Origin of the sequence: Pseudoteredinibacter isoporae, from assembly GCF_011602085.1 — a bacterium.
Lineage (GTDB): Bacteria > Pseudomonadota > Gammaproteobacteria > Pseudomonadales > Cellvibrionaceae > Pseudoteredinibacter > Pseudoteredinibacter isoporae.
The window spans coordinates 947,313-964,947 of record NZ_JAAONY010000002.1 but is presented as its reverse complement, the minus strand read 5'-3'; the positions used below and the strand labels follow the sequence as shown (position 1 = coordinate 964,947).

The following is a 17,635-nucleotide window of genomic DNA, read 5'->3' as shown; positions in this document are numbered from 1 at the left end:
AAGCCATCCCTTATCTAATGGCATGATTAGCCGGTAATTAGATACCTCTGTGGGGCCTTAGCTCAGCTGGGAGAGCGCAACACTGGCAGTGTTGAGGTCAGCGGTTCGATCCCGCTAGGCTCCACCAAACTCCGATCTGATGAGATCTAAAAACATCCCCAAAGCCCCGTATTACGGGGCTTTTTTGTTTATACTGTGTCCAAGGTAATCCTACTTAGTGCCCCCAAATCCAAGGTATTCCGGGGGCATATTCGGGGGCACTTTATAGGTTCTGCTTTTCTAGTTAGTTTTGTGCCCCCACCTACTCATGTGTGACTCTAATATCGACTGTTGAATAGTTAGACTTAGCGATTGTTAGCTAACGTTGCAGGAGGCCTGTATGGCATTAACTGATGTTCTAATCCGCAAAGCTGAGCCTAGAGAGAAGGCATATAGAATCAGTGATTCTCGAGGCTTGTATATCGAAGTTCAGCCCAATGGGTCCAAGTACTGGAGGTTGAAATATAGATACCATGGTAAGGAAAAGCGACTTGCTATAGGTGTCTATCCAGGAGTCAGTCTTAAGCAAGCTAGGGACGCAACTGAAGATGCTAAAAAGCAGCTAGGTTTAGATGTTGATCCATCTCTTGCGAAGAAAATAAAGAAAGCCGAGAGGCAGGTGGCCATTGAAAATAGTCTTGAGTCAATTGCAAAGGAGTGGCACCAGCAACAAGCTAAAAGCTGGAGTGAGGGCTACAGCAATAAGGTGCTGCGGTCGTTGGAGCACAATTTATTTCCATTTTTAGGCTCTCTTCCAATTTCTGATATTACACCTCCTCAGTTACTCTCTGTCTTTCGGAAAGTCGAAGCTCGTGGCGCTGTTGAGTCTGCTCACCGACTAAAACAAACTACAGGGCAGATTTACCGTTACGGAGTTGCTACCGGTCGTACTGAGCGCGATATCACGCAGGACCTGAAGGGGGCAATTGCAACTCCAAAGAAGCAGCACTTCCCTGCAATAACAGACCCAGCTGGAGTAGGAAAGCTCCTTCGTATGATTGATGGGTATGAAGGGACCGCTACGGTAAGGGCGGCCATGAAACTTGCTCCATTGGTTTTTGTTAGGCCTAAAGAGTTGCGATGTGCTGAGTGGTCAGAGGTCAACTTCGATACTGCTGAATGGAGAATTCCCGGCGAGAAGATGAAAATGAAAGAGGACCATATTGTTCCTCTTAGCATTCAAGCAATTGAGATTTTACGAGAGCAGCAGTGCCTCACAGGACAGCGTGATTATATTTTCCCGTCGGCCCGAAGTCCTCGACGTCCTATGAGTGACAATGCAATTCTATCGGCCTTTAGAAATATGGGAATTAGTAAGCAAGAAATGACAGGCCATGGATTTCGGGCTATGGCGAGGACTCTATTGGATGAGGTGTTAGAAGAAAGGGTAGAGCATATCGAGCATCAGTTAGCTCATGAGGTCAAAGATGCGCTTGGTCGAGCATACAACAGAACAAAGCACTTGCCACAGCGAAAAGCTATGATGCAGCGCTGGGCAGATTATTTGGATGGGCTTCGAGTTAAAACTTAATGCCTAGACTTAATCCAATTAATCACCGCAACTTTTCTTCAGTAAACAACTTTGCTTATTGTTAACTTAACCTAGTGAGGAAGCTTTCCTTTTATGATTTGGTAGTAGGTAGTGGAGCGAGAAAGTCCAATTAAGTGCATAACTTAAGCTAGGCGTTATATTTCATTGCACGGATCCAAGCATATTAATGCAAATATTAAACGTTTATAGTGTGTTGCTGAATGATGTCATTCCCTGCATGTTCGAGGTTTATGGATATCAAACTTCATATGATAGGTAAGATGAATTTAAATAAACGATGTGTGAAACGTTTAATAACGTTCAAAAACGATGTGATAAAGGCGGTACACATTAGGAGGTTTTTGTAAGCGTAGATTTCCTTAGTCACTGGATATATTCTTTAACGTATCAAACAGCTCTGAGACCTCCATTCCCATGTGATGTGCAACATGCCTTAAAAGCTGATCCTGATGAGGTTCATCTATAGATTCTAGAGCCTGAAAAAGTCCGGTAAGTAATGACCGGGACTGTAGCTGCTGATAAGAATCCAACTGAAGTTCATTGAGGCGAACGTTTACAAACGTTAAAGCACTCTGTACCAATGAGTTTACCCAGTAATAACCAAACAAGGCTCTTTCGTTCAAACCACCATTCTGTTCACCGAGCTCTAAGCTGTTGATCAGCTCAATCACAGCGTTGGCTCTGTCTATTGCGTCTAAGCAGTCCGTGAGCGTTGCCGGATTACTGGACTGATTGAAGAACGGATGGAGTGGTAAGGGGCTATTCGTTGCACCTTTGTTCGATGAGTTGATGTCCATCTTCTCGTTTAACTCCCAGAGCCTTGTTGATTTCAGGGTTTTTAATTTGGATGGTTCGCTACACAGCTAAGAAACGTTAGAAAACAAGCAACCTTTACGCAATAGCGCTATGCACTGGCGGCCAATTCTGATCAAACTTATGTCAGTGGCGTTGAGCGGGGCGAGCACAATCTGAGCTTGGTTAGCCTCTCTTGATTTGTCTTCGCCCTTGGCCTTTTTCTTTCAACGCTATTCGAGTTCTACCCCTCTAAGCTATGACAAAAGCGTAGGTGCTAAGCTAGCTGGTGGGTTCGCTCGATCAGCAGTCCTCCTCCAGCACCGATTGCAGTAGCCATTACAATTTGTTTAGCACTCCCACCGAAGAGGGCGGTGACCAAGCCGAAAAATAGACCACTAGCCACGCTAGATTTTAATTGTGGGCTGAAACGCTCACCATGGATGACCTCCCTTACGGCGTGTTCGCAGTTGTACGATAAAGCGTCGTAGCGTCTGTTTTTCGTGAGGATGCTTTGGATACGCATCCATATAGCGGTTAGGTTCCCTTCAAAGGAGCCTTTCTCATTTACAGCTTCACCTTGAGCAAAGCCTTCAAAGCTCGTTATGCAGGGTCCTGTTCCTGGGGAGTTGTGGAACACCTGGCTGCTCCCACAGGAGAATCTGAGCTCTAGGCCATTATGGGCAACAAAGCCGGAGGCTTTCCTTCGGTATAAAATTTTTACTTTAACTAAGATCATTTAAGGTCCCTCTTCTGTCAATGTGAATAATATGCGTAATCCGAATAATTGCATCATATTCGCATATCGAATGGTATGCAAGTACAATTTAAAAGTTTTGTTCTATGGGGATAGGGTGCATGTCTCAAGTTGTTACGTACAACGGTATTGTTGGTTATCAAATCGAGAAGCTTAGGGATCAAAGGGGATACGATCAGGCCACATTGGCCCGCAAAGCGGGGCTGTCACAGCCGGTACTGTCGCGTCTAGAAAAGGGAGTGGCCTCGATCACTATGGACCAGCTGTTTATGCTGGCGAATGCGCTTAATGTTTCTCCGTCGGAGATCATTAAAGAGGCGGAGACGAATGCTAGATATTTTAGGGACTACGAGAAAATAGAAGTCTTGAGTACAAAGCAAGCTAATTCAGTAAGCTCAAGTGGAAGCTCTAACACTAAAGCTGTTCTTACTGGGGCCGCGATTGGTGTAGCGTTGGCAATGTTACTTAGCTAGCCATATTGAATTTGGTTTGGAGCATTATTAAGAAAAAGGCGAGGGGAGAGTGAGTAGAAGGGCTGAATTGGACTCGCGTTTAACCCCCGCCTCAATGCTAGTCGAGCGTAAAAGAGCAATTACTCTATGAGTATTTCGCCTACCGCGTCACTACAATAATGTAGTGACGCGGTAGGCAATCCCAATCCCCATAAGGTCTAGACCCTATTTTCTCGAAGTGATGCAAGGATTACGAGGGGAAGGATGTCATTCTCCCTCTAAGATATTTCCAAGCAATCCATTTATGTGTGGCTATTGCACTTTCAATAGCAAAACTGCCCTAAACAGGGCCTTCCCAGCTGATTGTCACCACCGTGACAACAATGCAACCACCAACAGAAAGGAGAACCATCGACATTCAAACCCTCAATAAGCCTTAGCCCCAACAAGACACGCTAAGGTTTATGGCAAATCGCCAAATGGGAGTTGTGTCCCATGCCCTTGGATGAAATCTGATTTCATCACTCTATTGCCCAAAGCTCTAGACTGGCATAAACACTTACCAAATGTGATTACATTTAAACTTTACATGTTTAACAAAAGGGAAAACGGAAAAGAAATTTGACCCTTACCATACCCCTTTATGCTTGCTGCATTTCCGATTGGCGTTTCGAAGCGTCTCTATGGAGGCACTTTCATCCAAGTCTTGTAGCGACGAACAACAGCAAATAGTTAGGCATCTGGTTTTGAAACTAAGTATTTAAACTTGCAGAACTATAGCGAGTGGCTCAAATCCGCGCCCAACCCTAAAGCAGCTAGTAAGCTTGTAACTGTGACCTCACTCTGGTTGATAACTGAAAATAGTACCTTAAACAGATCATTACACTTTAAAATAGACTTCAACTAGTCCATGTCTTCTACCTGTGAATTAATCTTTAAATATTTGTATGGACCTCTCTTAAGTTCTCCTTGCATGACTCGCGAACAAGTTCTACCCATTTGGGGTCTTGAGTAAAGCCGGCATGATAAGTTCAGTGTCCTATTTTGAAAGCTACCTTCATCCAGAGCTTTCAATTTTTGTTGAGCCTCCTGTCAGGGGTGTCATTATATTAAGACTTGATAATTAGATCAGGGTAATATCTGGCTTTTCGAATAAGCCACCTTTAGGCTTGCTATTCACCGCAGGTTTAATTGTGTTTCGATAGTGCAATTTTTAATCTCTGGGGCGTTGATTAACAAACCTGAGAATTAAGTTGGTGGTAGATATTGTTAAAAGCTATCAATATTGTGGGGCTTATAGCTGTACTTTGGGTGGCTGAATATTGAACATTCTGCTTGGTGTAGCGAACTCTGGTCGTATGTCCTAGTTTCGTTTTCATCAAATTCAGCGATTTCTGTACAGTGCTATGGTGAATTGAAGCGTCTGTTGTTACCCTTGTGCCTCTGTTAATGAAGCAAATGATAAGGATGTCGTTATTGTGACTGTTGAATTAAACGCTCTGCTCCCCGGTAACCGACCCAACTTCGAGTTGAGTTTAAAATGCAGGTTGCCTGCTCTCTATTCGCCATCAATACACCTGTGCCAACCACTCCTGTCAGCAGTTTGCTCCTTTGTGTTTTCCACGACGCTGTTCGGGCAGTTGTATAGCGTGCTCTGTAATAGCTCTGGACATGCAGGTCTGTGGTCAGCAGGATAATTAACATATCCCACTTTTGCGCTACGGCGAAGGATGTCCAGCTCCCGGTTTGAAGTGTTTTATCGTCGTAACAATACCTCGCGCGAAAAGCAACTTCAGTCCGAACTATGGCTCTTGTCAACCGCCGTACAGCGTACAGATGAAATTTCCTAGGAATCGTAACAATGCTTGAATGTGATGACTGCAAGATCGCATATGAAGAATCTCTTGCGGAATGCCCAAACTGTGAGCCTGAGAAAACCAAAATTATTCAGCCTTTGAAGGTCGTTTCCGCGGTCACTGCCCAGTTTATTTCTGAAAAAGGGGCGGATGACATCGATTCAAAAATAGGGCTGCCCTGGCCGATAGAAAACGAAATCTGTTATGCATTCATTACACAGGTAGAAAGAAAGTTTAAGCGTAAGAACAAGTTTCACAGTTACTATGAACAACAGGACAGTGACACATCCATGCCGTCTCGGCTTCAAAAATACATAAGGGGTGAGACGGATTTCCTTAAATTGATTGATATGTTGATGGACGAGCTGGTGTTATCGGCCATCGATTCCGGTGCTGTAAAGATTACCGGCGGCGGTATCGTTTTTATGCACTATAAGGATAATGATGAAGACGATGTGGGTCGATTATTGGCCGTAATGGTGGACAACCGAAGTGGCTTTAAATTTGACGGTGACTTAATCCCTGAGAACGCGCAGCACATTAATTTAAACACGCTGAAACAAGCCGCCTTGTTTGATCTGACGGGGTTTAAAGAGACCTACCCAGAAAAGCCCGAAGGCAAGACCTATTTAAAATTCATCGCGGGTAGTTCGGCAAGCGCCTTCTTTAAAAAAGCCTTTGGTTGTGAGATCAAAGCTGACAATGCGAAATCCGTTGATCAATTGTACGCCGCATTAGAAAAATATCGCAGTACCTTGAATCTGCCGGTAGAGGACTACCATAAATCTCGAAGAAGACTCGACAAGGAGTTGGAGAAAGCGGCCAGAGACAAAAAACCGGTATCACTGGATGCACTGTCGGTTCTTATTGATTCCGAAATTCCCGACGCCTTTAAACAGGGGAAAAGCTTTTCTGAATTTGTTAACGACAATGACTTTGAAGTCAATGACTACATTGAACCGACCGTGCAGGCTGTCGAGGCGGAGCAATGGGTGAATGTGAATGCACCCGACGAGAGCTTCTCTGCAAAAATTTACCGTGCAAAAATCGGTGGAGTGGGATCCGGCCACCCGATTGAGTACGATGTTGACACTCACAAGCTGACGTTGTCCGTGAACGATCACAATGAACAGCAGTCGCTCAAAGATTTGGTCGATACCGATGAGTAATGATGCGCGCCTGAATAGGTTTTTTGAATTGGTGACGCCCTCAAAAGCGCAGCCAAACGCGCCCATGTTCCAGTTCGACGTGAGCGATGGATATTCGCCCAAAGAGCTGGAAGATCTCCTGCGCGAAACTGGCTACCAATCGAGTTTGACGGGTATGTTGAACGATAAGACTCTGACGTTAGATTCATCGGTTCGACATTGGCGAGACGGAAATTGCCCTTTTTATCGCAACTGGGGTGAGCTTTATGACACTGTCAAGCAATCCTCTAGCTTCCCGAACGATTACTGTGTCATTGACGATGGACGTGTTGATGGCAAGGGCAGTAAAAGTGCTCGGAAAATTGAAGTCTTTTTGACGTTTCGAAAATTGCTGACGGAATTGGCTGACCACTGTGATCCACCCAAAGGGGTATCAAAAGGCAGGGATAAGCTCCTATTTTTCATTGAGAAAAATGAAGTGGTTAAGAAGTATCAATTTTCCCCCGTCATTTCTTGGGAGGATTTGTCCAAGCTTCAGGAAAGTGAGTCGGTATATAAAGCCATTGAGGAACTTGATCGTGCGATCCATCTTGGCGACTGCCAGGATATTGAGCGCAAGTCCGTTATGCGGTCGGCGTTTGGCGAGTTGGTTCTCGGTTGTCAGGAAGAATCGTCTATTTTTAATTTTGCACTGTTTTCTGTGGCGACGTTCAAGTCAAAGTACAATGAGCACAATGAACTGTTTGCAAAGCGCTTTAGTGTCAATAAAATTCTACAAGAAATCAGCCATCAAGACTTGCTGTACACATCAAAGATTAATGAGATCGTGTCCAGTGGGCAGACCAAAGCATTGACCATACCGGCGGCGTTTGTCGCCGTCAGTGCACTGATGAAGATTGATTCTATTCTTGACGGGGTTGCAATTATACTTGGCTTGGCGCTGTCCATAGCGATTGTTCTGAAGTCTCTGTCGGTTCACCGGAAAACCTTCATACACATTGGCGAGCAAATTCAGAGTGAATTCAAACGATACGATAATCTGAGTGAAGAGGCTGAAGTTCGGCGAGCGTCTCAGAAAGTAAAAGAGGCGCTGATGAAACTGGTTGAAGGTGCCAAAAAAAGCCTTGATTTCATCAAGTACGTTGTCTTCTGTACAATGCTGGCTGCGGCTGTGTACGTGGTGGTGGATCTTACGTGCACAGCGCATTTGGATGATGGACAACCCGCTCAGCCGATAAAGAACGAGTCGACGCCCTCGGCGTCGAAGATCGAGCCGGCGCCCCCAAAGTCGAAGAGCGAGCGTTCTTTGAACGTCACTCCAAGTGATCCCAATGCCGTCATCAAAGATCTCCTGGGAAAAGAGAGCTATCGTGTGTCGACGGCGACAAACCTGAGGGTTCGAGAAAGGTCGAGTTTCGATTCCGATATTCTTGCTCATCTCCCCAAAGGGGCGTTAATGAGGGTTGCAAACGATCCTGGTCAATTATGGCTTCAAGTAGATGTGGCCTTTAAGAACCAGAAAATAAGAGGCTGGGTGTACAGGAATCATACTGTTGTCCTAGACTTCGTGCGATTTGAAAAACTGCCGTTACATTGATCGAAAGCATTGTCATTATTCTATGTCACTTTAACATTTTTACGATTTCAGCGATTGCCTACCCCAAAAGGCGACTGCCCAAAAACCTATTTAGGTACCATAGTGAATATTGAAACATGGGGTTCCATTCTTTCTTTTGTGAAAGTCGGTCAATACCCTGATCTCCCTTGTCCGTATTGCCAACATCACACTTTAGCCCTGGATAAGCAGTCCTTGCACCGAGAAGCACTGCCAGACAGCTTTCGGCTCTCTGCAAGCCGACATTGCAGGCTGGAGGAAGCCCGCAAGAATGAGGCTAAAGCAAAACGCCAGAAAGAAACAGAGGGCGCATTTGAAGAAAGCTGGCTTTGGGGGATTACGTCGCTGATTGCCAACATATCAACGGAAATGAAAGCCTCGCAGTGGTCGATACTGCAATGCATCGGCTATTTTCGGTGCACGCATTGCAACGGTGCTGTCTCAGCGACAGGCTTTGTAAAGTCACACAAGCCAATTTCACAAAACACTGTGGTTGAGCCCGAAAGGATTAAGTTCGAGTATTTCTCGCCAACGATCCCCATGATGACAATCCCGAAGTACGTTCCAGACCTGATCGAGGTGGAGCTGATGGACGCGTTTAAGCAATTTCATTTTGACCCTCTTTCATCCGCTTCAAAACTCAGGCGGGCGATCGAGCGCTTTTGTGAAGGGGAGGGGGCCAGTGGTGGGAATTTGCACAGAAAGATTGAGAGTCTGCAAAATGTCATGCCCGACGAGGCCGGGTATCTCATGACATTGAAGTTGGTGGGCAACGAAGGGACACATGCCCACGATGTGACGGAAGACGACTTGTTGCAAGCATTTAATTTGTTTGAAGTTGTGCTCAGTATTTTCGAAAGGCGGGAAAAATTCAGGCTAGTCAGTAAGCATAGAGACCAGTTAAACGAAAAATTTGAATCTCAGTGATACGGATGAATAAGGTTAACCCTTCGTCGCTCGATTTAATACCGAAAACGCAACGTTCACCGTTCCAATCTGTGGTGTAAGCTTACTATGAACATATACTATTCCGAAACCGAGAAAATTCAACAATTCCCAGGACTTCACCTGTTTACAGACAATTTTCACTCAGGTCATCAATTTCCCTGGGATGATTTTGGCTATACGGTTCTTTTTGATGTACGTTTTGTAAAGGAAGATGGCAACGTAGATAGAATAATAAATGAAGTTTGCGAGGATCCACCCTCTTTAGGGCATATAAGGTTTCTCATTAAGGGAGTTGAAGAAAGCGCAGAGTATTTGAAGAGAAAGTCGACTAAGGTATCCGAAGACATTTTTCAAATAAATGATGTTCTGAATATTACCACCGTGGTGTCCTTGCCCCGAGAAATTGACACCTACAGCAAGATCAATAAGTTGCTGGGCGATGGCCAAGCCGATACGGCTTTGAGAGACTTGTGTGATGCGAGCTATTACTATGCTCGACGTTCAACGTATGAGAAATGGCCTGGGTTTGAGAAGGCCATCCTAAGGAAAGGCAGCAGCGCTGAAGCGATGATCAAAAAGGGACGGAGCATCGCGAATGGCACATACCGCCGTGATAAAAGTTTCCGAATAGAACTGGAACAATTGCCGGAGTTTATGGAGCGGGTGTCTATACAGTTTGGCGAGCTGGAGGGGTTTCGAGAGGATAACGTCAACATCCTCATCGGTAAGAACGGGGCAGGGAAGTCTCGTATTCTTCAAGAGCTGGCTGATGTGGTGTTGGGAATTAACGAACAAAAACAACCTTGGCACTTTTTCCATAAGCTCATTGTCGTTTCTTTTTCTCCGTTCGATGACTTCCGAACTGAACTGGAGGTTGCGCGAGAATTGTATAAGCACCTTGATGTGGAAAATGTCACCAGCAGCAACCATGGTATATGGCGTGAACGCGTCATGAAGGTTAATGAGTACGCGTATATTGGCTTTAAGAACGAAGAAGGCGTGTTTGATCTGGATTGGCCTAAAACGCTCAGTGCAAAATCTGCAGAAAGAATGTCGATTTACGACAAGCAGAACCATTGGTGGAGAGATCGGTACCGGCTGGATCTGATGCTTGATACGTTGTCGAATTGCATTGACTTCGATGAAGTGGTGATGGTTTCCCAAGACGGTGGCTACATGGACATCAATGCGGATGTCATAAGTAATTTCTCGGACAACACTGGAACCGTCGACCATTCCAAGGGGCTAGTCTTCTTAAAGGACGGTGATCCCATATCGCTGAGTTCCGGCCAACGGATGTACTCGTATATGATTCCCGCAATTGTGGCGGAATTGGATGATGAGAGCTTGGTGCTGATTGATGAACCAGAGTTGTATCTGCACCCTGAACTAGAAGTCGGTCTGATTAATATGCTGAAGTCTCTGCTGAAGAAAACGTCCTCATACGCTGTTATCGCGACACACTCAGCCATTTTAACTCGAGAGGTGGCAAGATCTGAAGTTCACGTCCTAAGACGAGAAACCCATCGAACCACATTTTCCAACCCTACCATTGAGACCTATGGGGCATCAACGGAAGCGATTATTCGCGAGGTTTTTGACGATTTTCAGGTGGAGAAACAGTATGAGGATGCACTCAACGCCATCATTAATGTCAAAAATCTCGATTCTGAGATGTTGGTCGAAGTTAAGAGAAACATAGGGGATTCGGCCTTAGCGCACCTGCTCTCCAAGATGTACCCGGCGGAGGGTTTCGAGGTGGAGGATGAGTAATTGAAATACCTAGGTAACACGCATAGAGAGTGTCCGCTTGAATGGGTCGATGCGGGAGTAGGCAGTAAAAAAGAATGCGCAGAGGCATTTGATGGTATTGCTGATGAGCTAAAGAGCTGCTCATACCGTTACGATGACATTGTAAAGCTTTTTGAGCTTAAGCCGGATTCCAGTACGATGTTGGTGCACAAAGACACGCTTGTGGAAATGTATGAACGCCCTCCTGTCCATCTTGGCGATCGTTTGCAGGAGCGCCGTCATGGCCATGGGTTGTTGTACTGCCCATTTTGTGGCAATCCGGTTCGTCCGGATACCTTGGATCATTTTATGCCCAAAAACAGCTGGCCCGAATATTCCATTCATCCACAAAACCTAGTGCCTCAGTGCAGAGCTTGTGCGCCAACCAAGGGGGAAAAGTACTATTGTGATGGTATCGACGCCTCTTTGTTTGTAAGCCCGATGTACTTTGCCGCATTCAGATTCTTTAGATTCAAAGTGAAGATTACCATTGAGGGCGAAGAACTGAGGTTTCGGCCAAAACTCACGCAAAGTGCGCCTTTATCATCGGGTGTGAAAGAACGGTTGCTAAGACATTTCACGGAGCTAAAAGTCGATAAGCGCTTTCTTGAGTTCTGCCACTTTGAAGTCAATTCTTGGATTAATAAGCTCAAAGCCTCTTCTTTTTCGCTAAGAAAGGCCTTGCAGCAGCGACTCGATGAGATTGAAACTGCTGAGTTGTCTAAGGATTGGAAGTCGGCACTGTATATCGCGATATTGTCTGATCAAGGCGTCATAGACTTTATTGAGAAGAACAAGATCAACGAGCAAATTGAGTCAGAATCCGATGAGATTGTTGAAGAATTTGATTTTTCGTGAGGTCACTATGGAGGTGGAGGATCGTAGATTGACCGCTTTTTTGCAATCAAAAAAGTGTGCAGTATGTATATTTGGCCGCTGTTTAAAATTTCCAATAAAACTTTAGTTTTAAATGGCATGAAAATAGCTTATTGATTTGTTTAAGTCTGTTCGGCGTGCTTTTTGTTTTGAATGGTGAGAAAAGGAGTTATATGCCAGCCTAGGGTAAGATTTTCTACTGCAGTCTGGCACAGGAAAATGCTTTTGACTTTATTTTGGCGTCGCTTTGGCCTCTAAATTCTAGCTCGTTAAAATCCGAACTTTAATCCAGGAGTGTATTATTCGCTGGTGTAGCAAGCTATTTCGATGTGGATAAAGGAGGTTTTGTTGATAGTGGAATTAGCTATTGAGAGTGATTTCAAGTTGGGACAGCGATGAAATAATTGCATCGAATGTTGGTGCTTCTCCGTAGATCATATCCTGCATGTTACGGTAGTCTTTTTCCAGTTCGGCCAATACAGTATCTTTGGGAATTAGCTTAAAACCCTTGTTTGCGCAGGCGTCATAGTTTGCAAACCCGCTTCGATAAAAGCATTTCTTATAATTGATTACGTCGTTTAACAAGTTAGTGTTGTTAATGGCTAGTTTTCCGACTTCAGATTCATTTAACAAATGAAGGTCGTACCAGTGCCTAGAAAGACGACCCACGTTAGCTTTCATGGTTCCTCGATTACATTCTGAGTGTATGAGCGTGGCTTTCTCCCAAAAAGTACGCTCTGGAGCCAAGACAACAATATTTGCTGCGGGGAACTCAAGAGGCTGATCACTGAGCGGTTCTGATATATCAGGTTTGACCGTATGGACAGCATTAGGATCAATTGTATTTCTACCTCCTAGTTCAATTAATACACTGCTTTTGAGATATTCATCTTGTTCTTCAACCACAGACGGAAAATGAACCCAGATATTTTCCCCGTCTTTGGAGTGCTCAATAGTAAGATCATCGCCATAGGGCAGTAAGTCTTTTTGAGCCTTTATGTAGGGGATGATCAAATCAGCAGCATACCTTTTGACCCCTTCTTTGAGGCGATCTCCATACTTTCTGATTTGATTATTAGACTGGCCTTGTTTAAACGGATCGAAGTCATCGCTGATATGCTTCGCTAAGGCGCGGTAGTCTATTGTTATGTCAATGTCTTCAGAGAAGCGATTAATCGCACGGAATACTTTGGATAGCGATGTACCCCCTTTGAATGCCATAGGTAGTGCGTCTGGCATTGAAAAAACAGCCTCCAGAGCCCAGCAGACCCAAAGGTCTTTTTCTAGCACATTGGCTTTTCGCCCCATATCAGGTGCCAATGTTTCGAGAATTTCTTTGCGCTCATTTGCGTCTAAGTGTAAGAATTTTTCAGACATGGGTGGGGGTCTTACTATAGAGGTGTAATGCCTTAGTCATCCATGCAGGTTTTTCGGCTTCTACCAACTCCTGTTTTTCTGTAGGTGACAGCTTGCTCATCACCCTCTTAACGATGCTCTCGCTGAGGTTCCCTTTGCCAAGAAACCAGAGAGCAGATAGAGCTACTCCTGACTTTTTTCCTGCCAGCTGAAGCTTCCGAGGAGCGGCGTGAACCAATTTGACCTTGAGTTTGCCAATGGCCAAAGTTCGAGATGAGCCGCTGGTGTAATAGATAGGTATGGTCGGAACTTGGGTGGACAGCTGGAATCGCCTAGCTGCTTCGGCTCCATGTACCTCGATGGTCTCCCCGTTGGATTCAGCTATTGTTTGGATAACTTTGCTGATCTCTGGTTTTACCGAGCCAATAAAACGGTTCTTTTTGGGGCGGATATAGATGCCCTGTGTGATGCGTTCTATAGAACCCTGTTTAACAAGACGTGATAGTGATTTGTCTACAGCTGTGCGAGATCCCAGATTCAGAAAACGGCTAATAGCAAACGGTTCCCCTGCTGGAAAGGTCTCTATGTGGCTGGTGATAGCTTGATTTACAGACATAATGATTTTCTCAATAACTGTCAGAAAATATATAAAAAAATCTCCCAAAATTCAAGGTTTGGTTATATTTTGTACTTCGTTGTTAGGGGATCTTAGTAAGTGTTGAGTGATTTAGGGTTATCGCTCTCCATAAGTTATTGATAGCCATGATAAATTTATTAATCCGTAAAAAATTTATGGGAAATGGTTGAATAATGAGCGTTAACCCCAAGATATAGTGAATCGAGGCCGGATTTGACTGTCTATTTAGTGCATTCTTTCATCTCGGGCCCTATTTAAGGACGAAAATAGGGGTATTACAGTGACCAATAGGAAAATGACCAGCAAAAAAGCCGCTAATGCGGCATCCAAGACCTTACAGAGTAGATCGACAAGCTCAAAATCCAAATCAGCGGCTGGGAGCGCTCTTTCTCAGCGTAAATCAGCCACGAAGCAAACTTCCTCCCAGGCAGCAAAAGCTGCCTCCAGAACATTGCGAGACCGGCGTACTTCAAAGGCGTCTAAATCAGCTGCAGGAAGTGCGCTTGCTCAAACTCCAAAGCGTAAAAAGTGATGCTGTGAATTAGGTTCATAGGGGAAATTTATGACTGATTGGGTTTATGTGCGGTCTTCGGCGATCCGGAAAGTAGGCTATGAGTCCGCCTCTCAGCGGATGTATATCGATTTTAATGATAGTGATCCTTACTACGAATTCTATGGTGTTCCTGAAAGTGTTTTTAAAGAGTTTGTTAATGCGGATTCTGTAGGAAGGTACTACCACGACTATATTAAAGACCAGTATGACTGCTAATCACTATGAAAAAAGAATTTATATCGCGAGACTATTTTTCCAAGAATTACAAGGGATTGGTTTGGCCTATTGCTTTAGGTGATGAGGAGCCTGGTTTTCGCAATGCTCAGCTTGGAGCATTGCATGCGATAGGCTCACATTTTACCAATCGCACTGAGCCAGGAATTGTCACGATGCCAACTGGGTCAGGGAAGACGGCAGTCCTTATCGCCGCCGCTTTTTTGCTGAGGGCCAATAGGGTGCTGGTTATCACCCCAAGTAGGTTGGTAAGAGAGCAAATTGCAGAGCAGTTTGAAACGCTTGATGTGCTCAAAAAGATTCAAGCTCTTCCTGAGACAATCGAAAGTCCAAAGGTGTTTAGCACACGTGAAAGACTAGGATCCGATGATGATTGGGAAAAAATGAAAGATTATGATGTTGTGGTTGGTACTCTCCCTAGTATTAGCCCCTCATTTGAGAATATTCCCAATCCGCCTACTGATCTTTTTGATCTTGTTTTGGTTGATGAGGCTCACCATAGCCCGGCCAGGACCTGGAAAGGCATTATCGATGCATTTGACGACGCTAGAAAAATACTACTTACAGCTACGCCTTTTCGGCGCGATAATAAAGAGATTAAAGGTAGGCTGATTTACTCTTACCCGCTATCAAAAGCCTACCATGACGGAATTTTCGGTGAAATATCATACATCCCTGTTGAGCTTGAAGATGCGGGCTCTACATCGGATATAGCCATAGCAAAAGAGGCTGATCGTCAATATAAGGCTGACTCATCAGCTGGCTTTGATCATAGGATTATGATCAGGACGGATAGTAAGAAGCGAGCATCAGAACTTGCAAAACTATACCAAGACCATACCGACCTTAAGCTTAAAGTTGTAAAGGGTGATCACTCGCTTAAGCATGTTAATGGAGTAATTAAGAGTCTTTCTGATGGAAGCTTAGATGGAATCATCTGTGTTGACATGCTAGGCGAAGGCTTCGATTTTCCAAGTCTGAAAATAGCTGCTGTACATAGCCCTCACAAGTCGCTAGCAGTAACTTTGCAATTTGTTGGTAGGTTTGCCCGGACAGCTGGCGCCCACTTGGGGCCAGCGAAATTTATTGCTGTTCCATCAGAGATAAAAATCGAGTCGGAACGGCTGTATCGATCAGGAACGGTTTGGCAAGAAATGATTGCCAACCTTAGTTCAGCGCGTGTGGAAAGAGAGACGGCTGTTAGAGAGGCTTTAGAATCCTTCGAAAAATCCGGAGGTTATGATTGTGAAGAGTTTGATGATATGTCGCTTTATACAATAGAGCCCTACCATCATGTTAAAGTTTATAGTACTGCTGGGAGAGTGGATCTCCGGGGAGAAATAGCTTGGCCGCAGGACATAGAGGTTATACATGAGAGAATCAGCGATAGTTTAAATACGGCCATCTTTATTACGAAGGAGGTCAAGAGATCAAGCTTTAGCAAAGATGATCGATTTAATAACGTAGAGCACGATGCTTTTATAATTTATTACGATGAAGATGCTAAGCTCGTCTTTTTATGCTTTACCCGTCGTACCCCTGGTTTCTATGATTTGGTCTTGCAAGGAGTTGCATTGGAGGGGGGGAATATTCTTCCCCTCAATAGAATTAATAGGGCTTTAAATGGGTTAAAGAATCATGAGTTCTTTAACGTCGGGATGCGTAATAGGTCAAAATCAAGCACCAGTGAATCGTATCGTATTATATCTGGGGCTGGTGCCGATAAGGCTATACAACCTTCTGATTCAAGGTTGTATCATCGAGGGCATTGCTTTGGTAGCGCTGAAGATAATGGCGAAGAGGTAACTATAGGAATTAGTAGCACTTCGAAAATATGGAGTAATAAATCATCTCAAATTCCAGAATTAATAGCATGGTGTAAATCACTTGCAAAGAAAGTAACCAGTGATTTGAATGAGAACACTAGGTGTGGTCTAGATTTATTGTCAGTCGGTCAGGAACTGGAAAAAGTCCCAGAAAATGTGATGTACAGTGATTGGGATAGGGAGATTTATAAGGGGAGTTATGTCGTTGAGTTTTTGGTTGCTTGTGATTGGCAATCTTGTCCGCTCCTAGATTGTGATATTGAAATTGATTATGACTCAATAACAGACAGAGAGATCACTTTTAATATTGTCGTTTTCGAAGATAGATTTCCTTTTAAATTCTCAATTTTAGGTGGTGAACTATTCGCGCCTTTGAGTGAAACGAAACTTTTCGCTAGAAAAATGGGAAGTAGGGTGCCTTTGGAATGCTTATTAAATGATTATCCTCTGGTTTTTTATACCGGGGAGCTTTCCTCATTTCATGGTTTGAGCTTTATGCCTAGCCATGAGAATAGTACGAATTTTCGTTTGGAGAACATCATTCCCGTTGACTGGGAGGGCAATGGTGTTGATGTTAGGAATGAATGTAAGCCTGATTCTGATCACGGTATTTCTATTCAATCATATTTATCAATGCATCTTGCTGAAGACGATGATCTTGATGTGGTTTATTTTGACCACGGAACTGGAGAAATTGCCGACTTTATTACCGTCAATAGACAAGATGAAGGGGTTTTAATCGAGTTTTATCACTGCAAGAAGGCGGGGGGACTCAAGCCAGGTGACCGGGTTGAAGACGCCTATGAGGTATGCGGGCAGTCGATTAAATGTACGATTTATACTCGACCCTCTAAGCTTTTTGAGCGCATAAACTATAGATTCAATGAGAGAAAGGGGGCGTGTACTTTCATTAAAGGGGATCTTGATACACTGCGCAAGCTGGTGTGCGAAGTTCCTCCGGCAACGATAACCTTTAGAATCATCGCTGTTCAACCGGGTATCTCTGCAGATTCAATTACAGGTAAATTAGGAAATATACTAGCATCGGTTGATGATTATTTGATTAGGGAGAGGCATGACCATTTCAGAATACTAGGGTCGTAAGTCGGTTTCTAAGTGATGTTTTGGATTTTAAATTCCCGATTTATCGTGAAGATAGGGGCTAATGTGATGTAGGTGATCCAAAACCAGAGGGAATCGATA

Annotated in this window: 13 protein-coding genes and 1 tRNA gene; 10 read left to right on the top strand and 4 right to left on the bottom strand. The window is 44.3% G+C overall.

From position 1 onward, the window contains the following. Positions 1-51 precede the first annotated feature (51 nt). Positions 52-127, top strand: a tRNA-Ala gene (locus G8768_RS12750). A gap of 252 nt (positions 128-379) precedes the next feature. Continuing rightward, entirely contained in the window at positions 380-1,570 is a 1,191-nt protein-coding gene (locus G8768_RS12745) for a tyrosine-type recombinase/integrase (RefSeq protein WP_166846217.1), read from the top strand. 380 nt (positions 1,571-1,950) lie between these two features. On the opposite strand, the gene G8768_RS12740 is transcribed toward G8768_RS12745, so the two are convergent. Together G8768_RS12740 and G8768_RS12735 are read right to left on the bottom strand one after the other, a co-directional pair. After that, positions 1,951-2,388: a hypothetical protein gene (locus G8768_RS12740; RefSeq protein ID WP_166846219.1), complete on the bottom strand. Its 438-nt coding sequence runs from the start codon at positions 2,386-2,388 to the stop codon at positions 1,951-1,953. Between the two features lie 272 nt (positions 2,389-2,660). After that, positions 2,661-3,122 (bottom strand): hypothetical protein, encoded by a 462-nt coding sequence (locus tag G8768_RS12735; protein WP_166846221.1) that lies wholly within the window; start codon positions 3,120-3,122, stop codon positions 2,661-2,663. 119 nt (positions 3,123-3,241) lie between these two features. On the opposite strand from G8768_RS12735, the gene G8768_RS12730 reads away from it, so the two are divergent. From G8768_RS12730 to G8768_RS12705, 6 genes are all read left to right on the top strand, one after another. Beyond that, complete coding sequence (locus G8768_RS12730; protein ID WP_166846223.1) at positions 3,242-3,613, top strand: helix-turn-helix domain-containing protein; 372 nt, start codon at positions 3,242-3,244, stop codon at positions 3,611-3,613. 1,840 nt (positions 3,614-5,453) lie between these two features. Continuing rightward, positions 5,454-6,617, top strand: coding sequence for a nucleoid-associated protein (locus tag G8768_RS12725; protein WP_166846225.1), 1,164 nt, complete (start codon positions 5,454-5,456; stop codon positions 6,615-6,617). Continuing rightward, positions 6,610-8,193, top strand: a complete 1,584-nt coding sequence (locus G8768_RS12720; RefSeq protein ID WP_166846226.1) for an SH3 domain-containing protein — start codon at positions 6,610-6,612, stop codon at positions 8,191-8,193. The genes G8768_RS12725 and G8768_RS12720 overlap by 8 nt, the downstream gene beginning before the upstream one ends. Positions 8,194-8,295: 102 nt before the next feature. Next, complete coding sequence (locus tag G8768_RS21295; RefSeq protein ID WP_166846229.1) at positions 8,296-9,138, top strand: DUF4145 domain-containing protein; 843 nt, start codon at positions 8,296-8,298, stop codon at positions 9,136-9,138. A gap of 87 nt (positions 9,139-9,225) precedes the next feature. Then, a complete protein-coding gene (locus tag G8768_RS12710; protein ID WP_166846231.1) occupies positions 9,226-10,932 on the top strand; it encodes an AAA family ATPase in 1,707 nt (568 codons plus the stop codon). After that, positions 10,933-11,808, top strand: coding sequence for a hypothetical protein (locus tag G8768_RS12705; RefSeq protein WP_166846234.1), 876 nt, complete (start codon positions 10,933-10,935; stop codon positions 11,806-11,808). It begins immediately after the preceding gene. 378 nt (positions 11,809-12,186) lie between these two features. Here G8768_RS12705 and G8768_RS12700 read toward each other — a convergent pair whose 3' ends face one another. Together G8768_RS12700 and G8768_RS12695 are read right to left on the bottom strand one after the other, a co-directional pair. After that, positions 12,187-13,203 carry a nucleotidyl transferase AbiEii/AbiGii toxin family protein gene (locus G8768_RS12700; protein WP_184679378.1) on the bottom strand — a complete coding sequence of 339 codons (1,017 nt, stop codon included), beginning with the start codon at positions 13,201-13,203 and terminating at the stop codon, positions 12,187-12,189. Beyond that, positions 13,196-13,798, bottom strand: a complete 603-nt coding sequence (locus G8768_RS12695; RefSeq protein WP_166846237.1) for a DUF6088 family protein — start codon at positions 13,796-13,798, stop codon at positions 13,196-13,198. The genes G8768_RS12700 and G8768_RS12695 overlap by 8 nt, the downstream gene beginning before the upstream one ends. Before the next feature lie 583 nt (positions 13,799-14,381). On the opposite strand from G8768_RS12695, the gene G8768_RS12690 reads away from it, so the two are divergent. Next, complete coding sequence (locus G8768_RS12690; protein ID WP_166846240.1) at positions 14,382-14,588, top strand: KTSC domain-containing protein; 207 nt, start codon at positions 14,382-14,384, stop codon at positions 14,586-14,588. A 5-nt stretch (positions 14,589-14,593) separates the two neighbouring features. Beyond that, positions 14,594-17,536, top strand: coding sequence for a DEAD/DEAH box helicase (locus tag G8768_RS12685; RefSeq protein ID WP_166846243.1), 2,943 nt, complete (start codon positions 14,594-14,596; stop codon positions 17,534-17,536). The last annotated feature ends 99 nt before the right edge of the window (positions 17,537-17,635 follow it).

Coding starts and splice junctions, on each gene's coding strand:
- G8768_RS12745 (WP_166846217.1), top strand. CDS start 380: ATGGCATTAACTGATGTTCTAATCCGCAAAGCTGAGCCTAGAGAGAAG.
- G8768_RS12740 (WP_166846219.1), bottom strand. CDS start 2,388: ATGGACATCAACTCATCGAACAAAGGTGCAACGAATAGCCCCTTACCA.
- G8768_RS12735 (WP_166846221.1), bottom strand. CDS start 3,122: ATGATCTTAGTTAAAGTAAAAATTTTATACCGAAGGAAAGCCTCCGGC.
- G8768_RS12730 (WP_166846223.1), top strand. CDS start 3,242: ATGTCTCAAGTTGTTACGTACAACGGTATTGTTGGTTATCAAATCGAG.
- G8768_RS12725 (WP_166846225.1), top strand. CDS start 5,454: ATGCTTGAATGTGATGACTGCAAGATCGCATATGAAGAATCTCTTGCG.
- G8768_RS12720 (WP_166846226.1), top strand. CDS start 6,610: ATGAGTAATGATGCGCGCCTGAATAGGTTTTTTGAATTGGTGACGCCC.
- G8768_RS12710 (WP_166846231.1), top strand. CDS start 9,226: ATGAACATATACTATTCCGAAACCGAGAAAATTCAACAATTCCCAGGA.
- G8768_RS12700 (WP_184679378.1), bottom strand. CDS start 13,203: ATGTCTGAAAAATTCTTACACTTAGACGCAAATGAGCGCAAAGAAATT.
- G8768_RS12695 (WP_166846237.1), bottom strand. CDS start 13,798: ATGTCTGTAAATCAAGCTATCACCAGCCACATAGAGACCTTTCCAGCA.
- G8768_RS12690 (WP_166846240.1), top strand. CDS start 14,382: ATGACTGATTGGGTTTATGTGCGGTCTTCGGCGATCCGGAAAGTAGGC.
- G8768_RS12685 (WP_166846243.1), top strand. CDS start 14,594: ATGAAAAAAGAATTTATATCGCGAGACTATTTTTCCAAGAATTACAAG.